Here is a 14,367-nt window from a genome sequence, read left to right as displayed (position 1 = left end):
CCTCCTGACAAAGGGGGATCAGATGGACTGGATCTATGGGTTGTCGCGATGCTGGAGCCTGAGTCCCACGTGCGGCATAGACTGGGAGGCGTGGTCGGCGATCCTCACCGGGGCGGTGGGGCTGCTGGCGTGGCGAACGTCGTTGGAAGCCAAGGAAACCGCGAAGAGGGCAACCGAGATAGCCGCGGCGCAACACGATGAGGTGCAGTCGCAACGCGATGGGACGGCAAGAATCATCGCGCATCTGCTGGTCGCGGAACTGACCGGTCTGCCGATCAAGATCGAAGGCGGCCTGCTTGCGGTAAGAGGGGCACGGCTCTCCTTTGAGGAAGACCCCAGGCGGGGCATGCCGTACCCGTTCCGTGTCGCGGAGATTGCTTTTGATATAGCCCCGAGAGTGGAGAGGATCCAACTTCCTGGAGCTGAACTCGCGGAGCCTAGGCTGCATACCCTGCCGCCTGGGCTCGGTAACAAGCTCTCTCTGCTGATGAGCCTGGTGCGTGAGCTCCACGTTGCCGCCAATGTGATCACCAAGCCGATCGTCCGACACGAGGGACGCTGCTACTACCTCGAGCGAAGCGCTCCCGAGACCTTCGAGGCGTTGGAGGTGATGCTGCTGAAGGTCTATGCGGACGCGGTTGGCTGCGCCCATGCCCTCCAGGCATACGTGGGTATGACGATCCACGAGTACCCACCCATGGAGCCGGTGCCTGCTCTCCACAGCTAGGCGGTTCATCCGGTGACTCCCATTGCGGCCAGGTCGATCTCGTCCACCTTGTCGCGCAGTTTGTGGCGCGCGCGGCGCAGGTCGTTGGCGATCGAGCGGCGCGGGGTGGCGGCGTCGAACTCCAGCGGCCAGAAGTGGCAATGGCCGGTGTGGTCGCGCCGGAACAGGCGGTAGGTGACCGTCGTGTCGCTGAGCAGCACGCGGCCCCAGCTGAAGCCGCCATTGCGCCGCGGCGCGCGGCGGCCGAGGTGTCGGGTCATGCAGCGATCCTCAGCGGCGCGCGGCTCACCGGCCCGTGCCACAGGTTGAAGGTGTTGTTCAGCCGGACCTGCACCGCGTCCACGCGCACCGGAGCCAGCGGCGCGCGCGTGCGCTGCACGTCGTTGTCGCAGAGCCGGCAGGCACCGCGGCGCTTGCCGCCGGCCCAGTTGAACTCGCTCTCCGGCAGCCGGCGCTCGCAGTGGGTGCAGGTCCGGCGCATCAGGCGGCCTCCTCCAGAGCGAAGCGCTCGGGCAGGTACTGCCGGGCGAAGGCCACGAACTCGGCCAGCTCGCGCTCCACGTCGGCGGCCAGGCCGGGGTAGCGGTACATGGTCAGCGGATTCACTGCGCGCACCACGTAGGTCTGAGGCTCGCGCTCCGAATTGCTCCACTCGAACACATTCCAGCGGAATTCGTCCGCGCCGAACACCTCCAGGTAGATGCGCCACTGGTAGCTGTCCAGGAAGCGCTCCGGATCGAAGCGCGTCGTGGTCTTGTGGTCGTCCACCCGGCGGCCGTGGATCGCGTCCACCATGCCGACCAGCGTCACCGGCACGCCGCCGATCACGTAGTCCCGCGTCGACTTCAGTTCGCGCACGTCGGGGATGTCGATCTCCACGTCGGCGGCGATCTCGAACCGATAGCCGTCCTGCTCGAACACGCCCACCTCACCCGGCGGCGCCAGCTCGAGCGCCTTGTGGAAGGCACGGCCGGCCAGCATGGGCTCGGTCGGCGCCATCTGTCGCCGCAGCTGGGCCAGCAACGGCTCCAGCTCAGCGTCCTCGTTGTCCCGGTAGTACCGGAACGCATCGATATCGGTGGCAGACACGCGCATGGTCAGGCCGCCTTCTCGGGCAATGCGTACTCGCCGGCCTTCTTGTCGAAGCTCAGGCCCAGCTTCTTGGCGCGGTCGTTGATCAGCGCCTTGACCACCAGCGGCGCGTCGCCGGCGCTGGCGACCAGCGCATTGATGCCCTGCGCGTCCTCAACGTCGGCGAGGCTCATGCGCCACTTCTCGATCAGCGCCTGCGCCTCGCGCTGCTCCTCGGTCAGCTCGTTCAAGCGGGCCTTGATCCGATCGATCACGTCGGCCAGGAACGTGGGCGCCAGGTCCGGGCGCGGCACGTCCAGCGGGTCCAGCTGGCCAGGGTTCTTGCCGAACGCGGCATCGGTCGGGCTGAAGTTCAGCACGCGCTTGCCGTCGCGGATCGACAGCCGGCCCATCGCGTCGGCGGCCTTGTAGATCTCGCCCTTGCTGCCGCCCTGGACGTCCAGGCGCTCGATGATCTCGTCGCCGTTACGCTGCTCGTCCATGTGCGCGATCAGCACCACGTCCTTGCCCAGGCCGTTGAGGTGCTTCAGCCAGGCGACGAACTCGGCCTTGAGCGTGCCGTAGCCCTGCAGCGTCAGCGCGCCGCCGCGGCCGGCCTTCGGATTGCGGCGGATGATGTCGGCGGTCAGCACGTCGAGCGCGCGGCCCGCGGTGTCCACGATGACCGTGTTGAAGTCGGCCAGGTCGTCGGCGGTGATGCTGGCCACGTCCTCCCACGACTCCACCTGCACGGTGTCCTTGCGGTTCGTGGCGCGGTGCGCGCCGCGGTCGAAGTCCAGCAGCAGCGGCTTGTCGGCGGTGAACGAGATGGACGTCTTGCCCAGGCCGGGGGCGGCGTAGATGCAGACGTTGAGGCGGGTGACCTTGATCGGGTCGGCAGAACGGACGATGCGAAGGGCCATTGTTAGAACTCCAAAGGCGTTGGGTCGAAGGGGTAGGTCGGGTCGGGCAGATCGGGTTCGCGCGGATCGGTGACGTCCGGGAACACGTCCTCGTCGGTTGGCATGGCGGTATCCAGTTGCCGGCGTTGGGGAACCCGGCCGGCGCGGGTGCTGCAGGCCCAGGGGAGGGGCCTGCGGGGGTTAGGCGGCCTTCTTGCCGGCTTCGATCAGGCTGGAGGCTTCCGCGGCAGCGTCGGCGGCGTCCTGGGCGTCGAGCGTGTCGCCGCCGCCGAGGTCGTCCTGTTGCGCCTGCGCCGCGGGCGGGGTCAGCGTCAGGTCGATCTCGCGCTTCTGCAGATACCAGAGCTGCCCGGCCTCGTCGGCATCCGGGTGCGCGATGATCGTGACCTTGAACGCCACGCTGCCGCCTTCCAGCAGCTTCCAGCTGATGTTCTTCAGCTTCGCGTCCACCAGCACGATGGGATCCTCCAGGCCCAGGCCGCCGGCAATTTGCACCTCGTAGCCGGGGTATTCACCGGCCCAGGTCGTCCCGAGCAGCGGGAAGCGCACCGCGGTCTTGCCGTCCGAGGTCTTGGCCTCGATCAGCGAGCCTTGGTCGCCGGCCGTCGGCGCGCGGCACAGCGCGTCGCGCAGACCGGGCTGCAGTTCGTCCAGCTTCTGGTTGCTGGCGATCACCTCGACGGTGATGGAGCCGGCGGGCTCGACCTCGTCGCCGTGGTTCTCGGAAAGCGGGTTGACCTTGGTCACCTTCGCCGGGTGGTTTTGCACGTTCAACATGGGAACCTCGTCGGTAGTGCCGGCCGCGCCGGCGGGGATCAGCGGATGCCGCGGCGCGGCTGGTTGGGGAAGTCGGGGGCGGCGGGAGCGGCCGGCGCCGCAGGTTCTGCCGGCAGCCACGCGCGGCGAGCAGCGCGCCAGGACCAACGCGTCGCGATCAGCGCCAGCACCAGCAGCACCGCGACGACCGGGCCGACGGCCCAGGCCTCGACGATCACGCAGCGGCGCAGCAGGTCGGCCAGGAAGCCCAGGGCCAAGCCGCATGCCAGCACGCGGAGCAGGGCGAAAGCGCGCATCACGGCATCAGCTCCGCGATCAGGCGGGTCGATGCGCGGTATGCGAACACGAGGCCGGCGATGAAGCCGCCGACGACGCCGGCACCGGCGCCGAGGAGAAAAAGGTCCATGGTCAAGCGGCCTCCGGGCCGTCGTCGTCAGGGGTGTGCATGTGGGCGCGGCGCGCGCGCTCCGCAAGTTCGTTGCGCCGGGCCTGCGGGCAGCCGGCGGCGAGGAAGTCGCGCTCGGCCTGCCTCGGGTCATGGCCGAGTTCGGCGGCCAGCCGGCGCACGTGCGAGACCTGGTGCTTGTCGTAGCTGTCCCGGATCGGGAACTGCAGGATCTGCGCGCTCATTCCGACTTCTCCTGTGGCTTGAACTGGAAGCACTTGTCGCAAGGCTTCACGAACACGCGGCGGTCGCACCGCTCGTAGGGGTTGTCGCGATCGAAGACACTTGTGGTCCGCTTCGCCTCCGTCGTGTACGCCTCGCACTCAGCTCCGCAGGCAGGGCACAAAGCGGTGAAAGTGACCTTGATTTCGTAGGCGCTCATGGCTGGCTCCCATGTGCATCACGCTGGTGGTCGGCCATGCCGACGATGCGCACGCGCTTCCCGCACGTCGGGCAGGGCGCTTTCTTCTGCTGGGCGATCAACGCTTCGTGGCGTGCGATGTTCTCGGCCTTGCGTTCGGCCTTGGTCGGCTGGCAGCCCTGGCAGCGGCGCGGGAAGCCCTGACCTTGGCCGGGCAGGTATCCGCCGCAGCACTCGCACAGGTCGCCTTCCAGCATCATGTCGGCGATCTCACCCATGGGACTGGCTCCCGCAGCGGGCGAGAGCGGCGTCCAACTGGCGCAGCCACTCGCCGTATGGACCGTGGGGGAGCGCTTCGAGCGCACCGGCCGGGCCAAGAGAGCGCACGTTCCCGGCGCTGATTCGCAGCAGCGAGATCAGCTCGGCCACGGCGGCGTGGGCCTCCACAGCCTCCTGGTGCCAGCCGGTCAGATCGGCCAGTTCCTTTTCGAACTTGCTTACCACGCCGCCTCGGATGTAGCTCTTCAGTTCTGCTAGTTCCGTATGCCGCTGGTCAACGTATTTCGCGATCACCGCCAGCACATCCACGCCCTTGGTCTGCGCGCTCATGCCCGCTGCTCCTTGGCGGTGACGATCTGGATGCGGCGCAGGCCAGCCAGCAGCTCGTCGCTGACTTCTTCGCCCGTGCGCGCGAACCGGCTGTCTCCGTGGTCCAACTGCTGCAGATAGCGGCCGGCGTTGGTGGTCGGCTCGGGGCGAACGGAAAACAGGCCGCCGAACAGCGATGCGAAGGGGTCGAAGTAGTTCACGCCGCGTGCCTCCACGGCATGGCCGGCGCCGGCGACCACTGCGGCAGCCGCACGTCGCTGAAAGCCTGAGCGAACGCCGCGCCGTAGCGCTGGGACTGGATCGGATTGCGCCGCAGATGCCCGGCGCGCGCCGCGGCCAGCCGCTCCAGCGGATCGATCGCCGCCCAGCGGACCCAGCCGTCGCAGCAGCCCGGCTCGGTGCAGGCCACGGTGTACTCGCGCTGCGGGTCGCCGTTCGAACTGGTGTTCCGGATCAGCTCCCCAGCGCCCAGGCACGTCGGGCACTGGCGCTCGGTCGGCGTGTTGCGGATGTAGAGGCGGGCCATGGCTCAGGCCTCCAGCGTCGCGCAGGTGGCGCGCTCGACGGCCACGGCCAGCTGGCGGGCCAGTTCAGCGGCGTCTGCCACCGACATCCTGATGTAGATGCAGCCGGAGACGACCTGGACCTCTCCGGTCGTGTCCACCACCCCGGCCGTAACCGGTTCTGCGTACTGCCTGACTCCTGCGTGTGCCATGTCCTGGTCCCGTCGGGTGCCCTTGGTGGGCTGACGGCTCCTATCCTATGGGATGCCATAACTGCATGTCAATGGAATCCCATAGATTTCTTCGTAGACAAGATTTCAGCCCAACTGGACGGGCCTTTGGTTCGGTTCGGCGGCTGCTACCATCGATGCGGCGATTGGGACATCGATCAGGGCTGCGAAAGTTGCGTGCAATGCGCAGCCGGTGGCGGCTCGGCAGCGAAGCTACGCAAACAGGGGGATAGATATGAAAAAGGGGTTTGTCGGATTAAGTGTCGTTGCGCTTTTGCTGGCCGGGTGTACCAGCTATCAGGTCGTGCCTACGACCAACAGCGAGCCCGGTGCGCGTAGTGGACAAGTGGATATTCTCTATTCGACGCCTCAGCGACCATTCCAGTCCGTGGGAATGGTGTCCGCCAAGAAATACAAGCCGGGCTTTACTGATCCAACTATCAGCGACGCCCTTGAGCAGTTGCGAGCCGCTGGCAGCCAGGTGCGCGCTGATGCAGTGATTGTTCGCCACACGCAGGCTAACGATGGGCGGCGCCTTATTACCGTTGAAGGTGAGGCTATCCGCTACACCGACATCGGGACAGCGGGAAGCATGGAAGCAGTTGGCAATGCCGCCGCTGCTAAGGGGTTCGCTAGCGCACGAGGATGCCAAGCTCCCACGTCGTTGGGCGAGTCATCCGGGGCCATGCTTTATCAGGCAAAGTGCTCAGCGGGCTCAACTTTGATCATCGAGTGCCGCGGCGAGACTTGCAACGCTCGCAACTGATTCAGCCGTTTCTTTTACCGACACTGAGGGATCGATCAATGACTGGAATTCTGCATTACTATCGAGTGCCGAGGATCTTGATGGGGGCTATTTTGATCGGCTCTCCAGTTGCCGCGATAGCCTGCTGCCCTTCGGGCGGCAGCGGCACGCCGGCAGCAAAGGGATTGGGCGAAAGCTCCCCGCAGACAACGAATCTCTCTGTGGATCCGGAGTGGGGCGTCTACGAGTTTCTGCGTGACGGCATCAGCTATTTGCAAATCAACGATAGCCGAGGTGTGGTGCGCGCCGCAGTCGGTCGCATCGACTCCACAGCGTGGGTGATGCCGATGGGCTCAGACGTCGACTCCGTGACCATCGCACCGAGCAGCACCGTCGGCACGATCGTCTATAGCTCGGATCACTTCGTCGTGAGGGCGCTGAAGGGCACTAATGGCGTCTCGTGGGTGATTGTGCCGGTTTCCAAGAACTGATCGACGTCTTCGGTTAGCGTGAAAACCACTCGCATGCGACGGCGTTTGAATGCGCCGCCGTATGCCTGCACCTTGGCCTGCAACTGCATTTCAGCAAGGCGCAACCGCTGCGCATCAGGCTGAGTCGAAGTCTTCGACTCGGATCGCAGCGTCACCGATATGCCGCGCCGCCTGCGCAGGGTCCAGGCGCGAACCTGGAGCCGACTCTCCCCATGCGGCAAAAGCTCGATCGCATGCGCGATGCTCCGATGAGCGACGAGCTGTAGCGTTGAGCTGTGCTGCTCGATGCTGCCGCGCAGCGACACCATCGTCACGCGGCCATAGGCGACGGCAAGAAATTCATCCGACTGCAGCACCTCGAACAGCCCCAGACTATCCAGATCCAGCGGATAGAGCGCCGTCACCTGCTTGAATAGCATGCGGCTGTTTTGGAAGCCCTGGGTATTGACCTGCAGGGCGAGCGAGTAGCGGCCCTCCGCCTTCAGTTGCTTGGCCGTCTTGCGGTAGCCCGCGTCGATCTCAGCCTGCTCATCGGCAATTGCCTGAGCACAATCGCGAAGCAACATCTCCGCCGATAGGTGGTTGCATCGAGCCAGCCATAGGGCATCGGCTTTTGCGCGCTGGAGCCGCGAGGTCTTGTCGTATTCGCTGGACACGGCGGAGCCCAGCACCATGAGCACCGTGCCGACGACCGCCAACGATTGCTGCGCGACGAAAACCGCGAGGTCCTTGTTGCCCAGCAGGCCCGTATCCGGCATGGCAAGGCCGAGTGCCAATGTCGTCACCACGATCCCGACAGCCGCGCCTCTCCAGCCGTGCAGAAAGGCGAGGGAGACAGGTGGCAGGAGCATTGCGCCGAGCAGCGCAAGCTTTTCCCAGTGCTGGTTGGAGACGGGCAGGGCTGCGTATGCAATGCCCAGCACCACCATCGCAATGAACGCATCACGAACAAGATGTGGCGGCGCATGCGTCGCATCATTTCTGCGGACCCACAGCAGCACGGGGAGCACCGCCACCATGATCGCGAGGTACTGGCCGATACTGAAGCGGTAGATGTAGGCGACGAGATCGCTATCCACCGGTCCGCCTAGCAGTGCATTCAAAAACGTGCTGACGGAGACGCCCCAAACAGCTACAACCAACAACGCGACGGGTAGCCAACGTTCGTTCGACATCGCCGATGCAAAACGTGTCCTGATTGCCAGCGGAGCGAGAGAAACCAGCGGGCTTAGCAGCATCGAACTGGCGTAGGGCCAGATCGCAGAGGCATTCAGATCGGCAGCGATCGGCACTCGGATAGCCATCATCGCTACCGCGTCGCCGATCAAGATGCTCGGCCAAAATCGATACGGAGCGAACAGAAGCGCGGCGATTCGCAGCCCGGCGGGGAGATAGAACTGATCTTCGGAATGCTGCCAGGCAGTGCGGAACGCGACCGCATAAATTGCTGCATACAACAGGGCTAGCCCCAGCTGTTTCGTCCTATAGCCCATGTGTCGACCCCAATCCCTGGGGGTCAAGTTACAGCCATATCGCCGTTACTTTGTAGACAACTTCGCGCCCTTCTTTGGCTCCTGGCTCAGCTCAAGATCCGTGTTCGCGAACTCGTTCAGGCTGTTTCGCCACCGGCTCATTGCCGCACTGCCTTTCGGCTTATCGCCAGTCGGGGCCTTAGGCGCCGTGAGGTTCCGCATAGCCGCCCAGCGCAAGAACTTGGTGAACGACTGTGGTGAATCCGTGGCTTCGTCTTGCTGTGCGAGCCACTCGTATGCACTGGCGAACAAAGCGGCTTCGCCAGGGTCGGTGAGGTCGTACGGGTGGTCCGCCGCCAAAAAAGTGTGAGTGCGCGACAGTAGGCGAGGATCGAGGGCTGCGGGGGTTACCAGTTGGCCGGGATCGTCTGGCTCCGAGGCCTCCGCATAGCGCGGCTCTTTCCCGGTCGCAAGCCACAAGGCGGTGACGCCAAGCACCGCCGCCAGCGCCGGCAGCTGCGTCGACGTGACCTGGTCGCCATTCTCCAAGCCAGCAAGGGTTGGGTACTTTACCTTTGCGAGCTTGGCCAGCTCTGGGCGCGACATCTCCTTGGCTTCGCGCGCCTCCACGATTCGGTCGCCGACGGTTGTGGCCTTCGTCCCATTCATCCCGCAATTCTTATGGAATTCCGTTATGGGATGCCGTTGACTGAAACTATGGGATGCCATAGGATGGGCTATGGACACGACATGGGCAGACCGAATCAAGGCACTCGAGGCGAGGGGCTGGTCTCTGACAGAGATCGGCCGCGCGATCGAGAAATCCCCACAGGCTGTGAGCGACATCAAGCAGGGCCGCACGCGCGAGCCGGGCGGGATGGCCGCCGTCAAGTTGCACCAGTTGCATGCGACGGATGCTCCGCCGCCGTCGGGAGCCGAAGATGGCACTGCCGCCGACCAGCAGAAGGCCGCCTGAGATGCGCGTGCCGCCCCTATTTCGCCCGTCGGACACGCCGACACTTTCCGCGTCGGAGATAGAGCGGATTCGCGCGGAATTTATCGCGTCTTTCACTGGGGCGAAGCTGCACCCGTGGCAGTGCTCACCGCCGGCTGACCATCGGAAGACGCTGCTGAGGTCGCGGCTCGCGATCCAGCGCCGGCAAAGCGCCAGGGCCCATCTGTTGTGGCGTCCGCATGCACGCGCCGGCCTACTGGGACCGGCGGTCTTCTCCGTCAGTTTGGCCCAGGCGATGGTGGTGGAGGCCTCAGCGCCACTGCCCTGTGGTGAAGGTGAGGACGGACGAGTCGTTCGCGAGCCTGGTGCCGTCGGGAGCCCTGGGGGCGTAGAGCTGGTTGCAGATCGTGCACTTCCATGTGGTCGCCCCCCACCGCTGCAGGACGGACTTGGTGCCTTTGTCCCAACACGGCTGGCAGAGGTAGTGCTGCGGCTGCGTGGCGCCTGGCTCACCGGTCCCGCCCTCTTGTGGGACGACGTCCACGCGGTACACGAACACGCCACCTCCGATGTCGAACAGGCCGTAGCGGTTCTTCTCCGCGAGGGATTCTTTGAGTTTTCGCAGCTCCTCTGCGGTCTCGAAGTGCTGCTGCTGCAACTGGAGCAGCGTGGTGTTGTGGATCAGCAGTCCCTGCTGGGCAGCCAGCAACTGCTCGTTGATCTTCGAGATCGCTGCCGCCGACTCGTTGAAGTCGCGGACGCCCAGCGTGGCGACAGCGATGTCCTGCGCCGTCTTGAGCGAGGCGATGACTGTGGCAATTGAGCTGAAATCCATGTCGCCCTCCCTGCGGGCTCTGGCTGTTCGTGTGGAAACAGCAGCCTACCGCAAGGAGGGCGACTCCCAGTTGGACAAACACGGGTCACGCCGCTCCGCGGCGCAGCACCCGGCAAACGATTCGGCCGTCGATCCATCGAGCGGCCAGCCAGTTCCCTCCGACCTTCACCAGCGCGGTGACGTTCTCGCCGCGCGGCACGCGCACCTGGCCATCCCTGGCCCGCTTCCCTGACTTGATCTTCTCCATGGCGCAGATGGTGCGCTGCATTGAACTTCGCCGCACCCCTGAAATTTCCCGGTCTTCAAGGTGATCCGCATGACCCGCCGCCTCTCCAACCTCTACTGGCTCGACGTGCTCTACAACAGCGTTCGTCGGGCACCGGGCGGTCTCGCTGCCGCCGCCCACTTCTTGACCCAGCGACGTGGCAAGGCCATCCACATGGAGAGCCTGCGCGCGAAGCTGACGGCGCAGAAGGGCGAAGCGATCTCGGTCGAGATGGCGGAACTTCTGACCGAGTGGATGCGGCAGCATGCCAACGGCGAGGAGGAAGCGCTGCAGTGGCTGCAGGTCTTCGGCGGGCAGTTCGGCCTGTTCCAGGAACTAGCGCCGGAGTCCGATCCGAACACGTGGGCGAGCGACCTGGAAGCGATCCAGGCCAAGGCTCTGTCGATCGCTGGCCACGCCGGCCGGGTGTGCGCGGTGACCGCGGACAGCATGGAGGACGGCGTCCTCGACCGCGAAGAACTCGACGAGATGGTCCAGGCCTACCGCGCTCTGCGGCAGATGGTCCTGCGTGCCGAGCGCCGTTTGCTGGCCGCCGCGAGCAAGGCTCGCAGGAGCGCCGCCGCATGAACGCCACAGCCCGCGCGATGTCGATCGTCCGCATGCAGTGGCACGTCGCCGGCTGCCTGCACCTGCTGCGGGGCGCATGACGATGGCCGACGCCGATAACCGCCCGTCGCGCAGCCGCTACCGCAAGGTGGAGGTGCGCACATGGGGCGACGAGAAGTTCCGCAGGCTGACCCGCATGCAGCCGTCAGGGCAGGGGCTGTGGCTGTTCCTGATCACCGGGCCCCACACAGGCCCGATCCCCGGCCTGTTCCGTGCTGGGCGCGCCGCCATGGCCGAGGAGCTGGATTGGGAACTGGAAGCCTTCGACGAAGCCTTTCGGGAAGTCTTTCGGGAAGGCATGGCGGAAGCCGACTTCAAGGCGCGCGTGGTGTGGATTCCGAAGGCCATCCAGCACAACCGGCCCGAGTCGCCGAACGTGGTCCGCAGTTGGGGTGCCGAGTTCGACCTAGTGCCGGAATGCGCCCTCAAGCAGAAGGCGCTGGAGCAGCTGAGAGCCTTTGTTTACGGGCTTGGAGAGTCTTTCGCCAAGGCTTTCGATGAGGCTTTCGGAAAGCCTTCCGGTAAGCCTTCCCAGAAGGCTATGCCTAATCAGGAACAGGAACAGGAGCAGGAGCAGGAGCAGGAGCAGGAAGAAGCTTCCTCGCTTCGCTCGGATTCGTCCGCGTCGCTGACGCTGACCCCGCCGTCGCCACCTGCTGACCTGAGCCACCGGAAGACCCAGCGGATCCAGCAGATCGCCGAGGAGGCGCAGGCCGCCTACAACCGGCTGCTGGCCAAGCCGGCCGGCGAGCTGGTCGCCTGCACGGTGCTGAACAAGCCGCGGATCAAGGCGGTCGAGAAGGCCCTGCCGACGGCGCGCGCCATCTGCCGGAAGCTGTACGGCAACGAGCGGGTCACGCCGCGGTTCTGGACGGAGCTGTTCGAGACCGCGGCCGATGACGACTTCCACGCTGGTCGGAAGCCGGGCGGACCGGGGCACGAGAGCTGGAAGCCCGACTTCGAGTACCTGCTGCGCGAGACGGTGATCGCGAAGCTGTTCGACCGGGCGATGACGGAGCACGCGGCATGAACGCGCACGACGACACGGAGCGCATGGCGCAGCTGTACGGCGAGCCGCCGCGGCAGGAGCATCGCACCTCGGTGCGGGTGCCGCCGCACAGCATGGACGCCGAGCAGGCGGTGCTGGGTGGCCTGATGCTGCGGGCTAGCGCCTGGGATCAGGTCGCCGACATCGTGAGCGAGCAGGACTTCTACCGCCGCGACCACCGGCTGATCTGGCGCGCGATTCGGGAGATGGCGACGGCGGTGCCGCCGCGGCCGTTCGACACGGTGACGCTCGGCGACTGGTTCCAGGATCAGGGTCAGCTGGAGGCGATCGGCGACGGCGCGTACCTGGTCGAGCTGTCCAGCACCACGCCGTCGGCGGCCAACATCCGCGCGCACGCCGAGATCGTTGCGGACAAAGCGCGCCTGCGCCGAGTGATCGAGGTGGGCACCGAGTTGGTCGATGATGCGTTCGCCGCCGGCGGCCGCAGCAGCGTCGAACTGATCGGCGACGCGCAGACGCGGATCGGACACCTGCTGGACACCCAGCCCTGCGACCTGGAGCTGGTCGCTCCGGTGATGCAACGTGTGTTCGACCGGCTCGGCGATCGCTCCCGGGGTGAGGGCGACGCGCAGGGACTGTCGACGAGCATCGACGACCTGGACACGCTCTTGGGCGGCCTGAAGCCGGGTGGCCTGTACGTGCTGGCCGCCCGCCCGAAGATGGGCAAGACCACGCTGGCCCAGAACATCGCCGAGCACGCGGCGCTGAACCGCAGCGTGCCGGTGGCGGTCTTCAGCTTCGAGATGCAGCCCGAGGAACTGGGCGACCGCATGCTGTCGTCGATCGGCGACATCGACGGCGGCCGCATCCGCTCCGGCGATCTGGACGACGTTGACTGGACGAACGTCACCAAGGCCATGAAGCGGCTGCGCGCCGCGGAGATCTACGTCAGCAAGCCGCGCAACGCCCGCGTGGAGCACGTCGTCGCGCAGGTGCGGCGCCAGCACGCGCGCAAGCCGCTCGGCCTGGTGGTGATCGACTACCTGCAGCTGATGCAGATCAGCGGCGACAACCGCGCGCAGGGCTTCGGCGACATCACCCGGGCGCTGAAGCTGATGGCGGGCGAGCTGGGCATCCCGGTGCTGCTGTTGAGCCAGCTCAACCGCGATTTGGAGAAGCGGCCCGGGGACAAGCGTCCGATCCCGTCGGACCTGCGCGATTCCGGCTCGATCGAGCAGGACGCGGACGCGGTAATTTTCATCTACCGCGACGAGGTCTACCACCGCGACAGCCGCTGGAAGGGCACCGCCGAGCTGATCGTCGCGCTGCAGCGCAACGGGCCAGCCGGCGAGGTGCGCGCGCTCTACATGCCCGAGCGGTTCAAGTTCCAGAACCTGCCCGAGTACTGGCAGCCCGCGCCGATCGAGAGCGAGGACAAGCCGGCGCCGGCGCGCCCACGCGGGTTCCGCAAGGTCACGGCCGCCGCCGCGCGGCAGGACGGCGACGAATGAACGGCGACGCCATCTACCGCACCGCGAAGGATCCTCACCACGACGGCCGTGCCCAATGGGGCTGGGATGGCACGTTCTTGTGGCACCGCGGTGTCGGTCAATCCCGATGGACGAAGGTCAATCGGATCTCGTTCACGCCCGCGCGCATCCAGCTCATCGCCGAGCTGGTTGGGAGCAAGCCATGACCCTGACCGCAGCAGCGAAGAAGATCCGCGCCAAGCGCGCTAGCCGGCCGATCTACGGCCTGATCGAGGCCGTCGTGGTGCTGGCGACCGGGGAAGAGCGGCTGGGCATCCTCGCCAATCACGAGGTCGACCGCGAGCTGATGCGGCAGCGCGGCTACCGGCGCGGGCAGGAGGTGCGGCTAGAGATCAAGGCGCCGCGCGACGCCTGGCGCCACCGGCTGCTGCACAAGATCGGCGCGCTGATGGTCGAGAACGTCGACGGCTGGGAAAGCCTAGACACGCACGAGGCGGTGAAGCGCCTGCAGCGCGAGGCCGGCGTGTGCTGCGAGCAGGTCGACATGGACGCCACGGCGGTGGTGTCCGCGGTGCTGGCGGCTGCCGATGCCGCGTTCGGCCCGGGCGCGGCGAAGCTGCTGCGCGAGGTGCTGCCGCGGATCGAGACGATCCCGGTCACGGTGGCGCGCTCGCTGGCGTTCGACTGCATGGACGAGGACGAGTTCCGGCGGCTGTTCGAGGGCATCACCGCGCACATCGGCGAGCACTACACGCATGTGCTTCTGGACGACGTGCGCGCCGAGTTCTGGCTCATGGCCAGCGGGCAGGCTAGGGAGGCAGCATGAGCGTCA

At 66.1% G+C, this 14,367-nt stretch carries 26 protein-coding genes; 9 read left to right on the top strand and 17 right to left on the bottom strand.

Annotation, left to right across the window (positions count from 1 at the left end):
• Nucleotides 1–22: 22 nt before the first annotated feature.
• Nucleotides 23–727 carry a hypothetical protein gene (locus OCJ37_RS14535; RefSeq protein ID WP_263110401.1) on the top strand — a complete coding sequence of 235 codons (705 nt, stop codon included), beginning with the start codon at nucleotides 23–25 and terminating at the stop codon, nucleotides 725–727.
• A gap of 5 nt (nucleotides 728–732) precedes the next feature.
• On the opposite strand, the gene OCJ37_RS14530 is transcribed toward OCJ37_RS14535, so the two are convergent.
• The 13 genes from OCJ37_RS14530 to OCJ37_RS14470 all read right to left on the bottom strand — a co-directional run bounded on the left by OCJ37_RS14530 (nucleotide 733) and on the right by OCJ37_RS14470 (nucleotide 5,580).
• A complete protein-coding gene (locus OCJ37_RS14530; protein WP_263110399.1) occupies nucleotides 733–987 on the bottom strand; it encodes a hypothetical protein in 255 nt (84 codons plus the stop codon).
• Nucleotides 984–1,208: a hypothetical protein gene (locus OCJ37_RS14525; protein ID WP_263110398.1), complete on the bottom strand. Its 225-nt coding sequence runs from the start codon at nucleotides 1,206–1,208 to the stop codon at nucleotides 984–986. The genes OCJ37_RS14530 and OCJ37_RS14525 overlap by 4 nt, the downstream gene beginning before the upstream one ends.
• On the bottom strand, nucleotides 1,208–1,822 hold the full coding sequence (locus OCJ37_RS14520; protein ID WP_263110396.1) for a hypothetical protein: 615 nt from the start codon (nucleotides 1,820–1,822) through the stop codon (nucleotides 1,208–1,210). Before OCJ37_RS14520 ends, OCJ37_RS14525 begins: the two co-directional genes overlap by 1 nt.
• A gap of 2 nt (nucleotides 1,823–1,824) precedes the next feature.
• Nucleotides 1,825–2,721 (bottom strand): ATP-binding protein, encoded by an 897-nt coding sequence (locus OCJ37_RS14515; protein ID WP_263110395.1) that lies wholly within the window; start codon nucleotides 2,719–2,721, stop codon nucleotides 1,825–1,827.
• 180 nt (nucleotides 2,722–2,901) lie between these two features.
• Complete coding sequence (locus OCJ37_RS14510) at nucleotides 2,902–3,498, bottom strand: hypothetical protein (protein WP_263110393.1); 597 nt, start codon at nucleotides 3,496–3,498, stop codon at nucleotides 2,902–2,904.
• 38 nt (nucleotides 3,499–3,536) lie between these two features.
• Nucleotides 3,537–3,794 carry a hypothetical protein gene (locus OCJ37_RS14505; RefSeq protein WP_263110391.1) on the bottom strand — a complete coding sequence of 86 codons (258 nt, stop codon included), beginning with the start codon at nucleotides 3,792–3,794 and terminating at the stop codon, nucleotides 3,537–3,539.
• 112 nt (nucleotides 3,795–3,906) lie between these two features.
• Nucleotides 3,907–4,128, bottom strand: coding sequence for a hypothetical protein (locus tag OCJ37_RS14500; protein ID WP_263110389.1), 222 nt, complete (start codon nucleotides 4,126–4,128; stop codon nucleotides 3,907–3,909).
• On the bottom strand, nucleotides 4,125–4,325 hold the full coding sequence (locus OCJ37_RS14495; RefSeq protein ID WP_185823152.1) for a hypothetical protein: 201 nt from the start codon (nucleotides 4,323–4,325) through the stop codon (nucleotides 4,125–4,127). The genes OCJ37_RS14500 and OCJ37_RS14495 overlap by 4 nt, the downstream gene beginning before the upstream one ends.
• Entirely contained in the window at nucleotides 4,322–4,582 is a 261-nt protein-coding gene (locus OCJ37_RS14490; protein WP_263110370.1) for a hypothetical protein, read from the bottom strand. The genes OCJ37_RS14495 and OCJ37_RS14490 overlap by 4 nt, the downstream gene beginning before the upstream one ends.
• Complete coding sequence (locus OCJ37_RS14485) at nucleotides 4,575–4,913, bottom strand: hypothetical protein (protein ID WP_263110368.1); 339 nt, start codon at nucleotides 4,911–4,913, stop codon at nucleotides 4,575–4,577. Before OCJ37_RS14485 ends, OCJ37_RS14490 begins: the two co-directional genes overlap by 8 nt.
• Nucleotides 4,910–5,113 carry a hypothetical protein gene (locus OCJ37_RS14480; protein ID WP_263110366.1) on the bottom strand — a complete coding sequence of 68 codons (204 nt, stop codon included), beginning with the start codon at nucleotides 5,111–5,113 and terminating at the stop codon, nucleotides 4,910–4,912. The genes OCJ37_RS14485 and OCJ37_RS14480 overlap by 4 nt, the downstream gene beginning before the upstream one ends.
• Nucleotides 5,110–5,439, bottom strand: a complete 330-nt coding sequence (locus OCJ37_RS14475; RefSeq protein WP_263110364.1) for a hypothetical protein — start codon at nucleotides 5,437–5,439, stop codon at nucleotides 5,110–5,112. Before OCJ37_RS14475 ends, OCJ37_RS14480 begins: the two co-directional genes overlap by 4 nt.
• A 3-nt stretch (nucleotides 5,440–5,442) precedes the next feature.
• Nucleotides 5,443–5,580 carry a hypothetical protein gene (locus tag OCJ37_RS14470; RefSeq protein ID WP_263110362.1) on the bottom strand — a complete coding sequence of 46 codons (138 nt, stop codon included), beginning with the start codon at nucleotides 5,578–5,580 and terminating at the stop codon, nucleotides 5,443–5,445.
• A gap of 301 nt (nucleotides 5,581–5,881) precedes the next feature.
• Here OCJ37_RS14470 and OCJ37_RS14465 point away from each other — a divergent pair, with 301 nt between their 5' ends.
• Together OCJ37_RS14465 and OCJ37_RS14460 are read left to right on the top strand one after the other, a co-directional pair.
• The gene (locus OCJ37_RS14465) at nucleotides 5,882–6,412 is read left to right on the top strand and encodes a hypothetical protein (RefSeq protein ID WP_263110360.1); all 531 of its coding nucleotides are present in this window, start codon (nucleotides 5,882–5,884) and stop codon (nucleotides 6,410–6,412) included.
• A 38-nt stretch (nucleotides 6,413–6,450) separates the two neighbouring features.
• Entirely contained in the window at nucleotides 6,451–6,882 is a 432-nt protein-coding gene (locus tag OCJ37_RS14460) for a hypothetical protein (protein ID WP_263110358.1), read from the top strand.
• Here OCJ37_RS14460 and OCJ37_RS14455 read toward each other — a convergent pair.
• Both OCJ37_RS14455 and OCJ37_RS14450 read right to left on the bottom strand, forming a co-directional pair.
• Nucleotides 6,810–8,375 carry an MASE1 domain-containing protein gene (locus tag OCJ37_RS14455; RefSeq protein ID WP_263110356.1) on the bottom strand — a complete coding sequence of 522 codons (1,566 nt, stop codon included), beginning with the start codon at nucleotides 8,373–8,375 and terminating at the stop codon, nucleotides 6,810–6,812. The genes OCJ37_RS14460 and OCJ37_RS14455 overlap by 73 nt on opposite strands.
• A gap of 45 nt (nucleotides 8,376–8,420) precedes the next feature.
• Nucleotides 8,421–9,023 (bottom strand): helix-turn-helix domain-containing protein, encoded by a 603-nt coding sequence (locus OCJ37_RS14450; protein WP_263110355.1) that lies wholly within the window; start codon nucleotides 9,021–9,023, stop codon nucleotides 8,421–8,423.
• A gap of 70 nt (nucleotides 9,024–9,093) precedes the next feature.
• On the opposite strand from OCJ37_RS14450, the gene OCJ37_RS14445 reads away from it, so the two are divergent.
• On the top strand, nucleotides 9,094–9,330 hold the full coding sequence (locus tag OCJ37_RS14445) for a helix-turn-helix domain-containing protein (protein WP_263110354.1): 237 nt from the start codon (nucleotides 9,094–9,096) through the stop codon (nucleotides 9,328–9,330).
• Between the two features lie 289 nt (nucleotides 9,331–9,619).
• Here OCJ37_RS14445 and OCJ37_RS14440 read toward each other — a convergent pair whose 3' ends face one another.
• Together OCJ37_RS14440 and OCJ37_RS14435 are read right to left on the bottom strand one after the other, a co-directional pair.
• Nucleotides 9,620–10,144: a hypothetical protein gene (locus OCJ37_RS14440; protein WP_263110353.1), complete on the bottom strand. Its 525-nt coding sequence runs from the start codon at nucleotides 10,142–10,144 to the stop codon at nucleotides 9,620–9,622.
• Nucleotides 10,145–10,229: 85 nt separating this feature from the next.
• Nucleotides 10,230–10,391 (bottom strand): hypothetical protein, encoded by a 162-nt coding sequence (locus OCJ37_RS14435; protein WP_263110352.1) that lies wholly within the window; start codon nucleotides 10,389–10,391, stop codon nucleotides 10,230–10,232.
• Nucleotides 10,392–10,460: 69 nt separating this feature from the next.
• Here OCJ37_RS14435 and OCJ37_RS14430 point away from each other — a divergent pair, with 69 nt between their 5' ends.
• The 5 genes from OCJ37_RS14430 (at nucleotide 10,461) to OCJ37_RS14410 (ending at nucleotide 14,361) form a co-directional block, all read left to right on the top strand.
• On the top strand, nucleotides 10,461–10,997 hold the full coding sequence (locus OCJ37_RS14430; protein ID WP_263110351.1) for a hypothetical protein: 537 nt from the start codon (nucleotides 10,461–10,463) through the stop codon (nucleotides 10,995–10,997).
• A gap of 76 nt (nucleotides 10,998–11,073) precedes the next feature.
• Nucleotides 11,074–12,066: a hypothetical protein gene (locus OCJ37_RS21015; RefSeq protein WP_317633193.1), complete on the top strand. Its 993-nt coding sequence runs from the start codon at nucleotides 11,074–11,076 to the stop codon at nucleotides 12,064–12,066.
• Complete coding sequence (dnaB, locus tag OCJ37_RS14420; protein ID WP_263110349.1) at nucleotides 12,063–13,556, top strand: replicative DNA helicase; 1,494 nt, start codon at nucleotides 12,063–12,065, stop codon at nucleotides 13,554–13,556. The genes OCJ37_RS21015 and dnaB overlap by 4 nt, the downstream gene beginning before the upstream one ends.
• Nucleotides 13,553–13,741 (top strand): hypothetical protein, encoded by a 189-nt coding sequence (locus OCJ37_RS14415; RefSeq protein ID WP_263110347.1) that lies wholly within the window; start codon nucleotides 13,553–13,555, stop codon nucleotides 13,739–13,741. The genes dnaB and OCJ37_RS14415 overlap by 4 nt, the downstream gene beginning before the upstream one ends.
• A complete protein-coding gene (locus tag OCJ37_RS14410; protein WP_263110345.1) occupies nucleotides 13,738–14,361 on the top strand; it encodes a hypothetical protein in 624 nt (207 codons plus the stop codon). Before OCJ37_RS14415 ends, OCJ37_RS14410 begins: the two co-directional genes overlap by 4 nt.
• The last annotated feature ends 6 nt before the right edge of the window (nucleotides 14,362–14,367 follow it).

It is taken from the genome of Xanthomonas sp. AM6, from assembly GCF_025665335.1.
Taxonomy (GTDB): domain Bacteria; phylum Pseudomonadota; class Gammaproteobacteria; order Xanthomonadales; family Xanthomonadaceae; genus Xanthomonas_A.
Note: the sequence above shows the minus strand (reverse complement) of the source record. Positions and strands in the feature narration are given on the sequence as shown.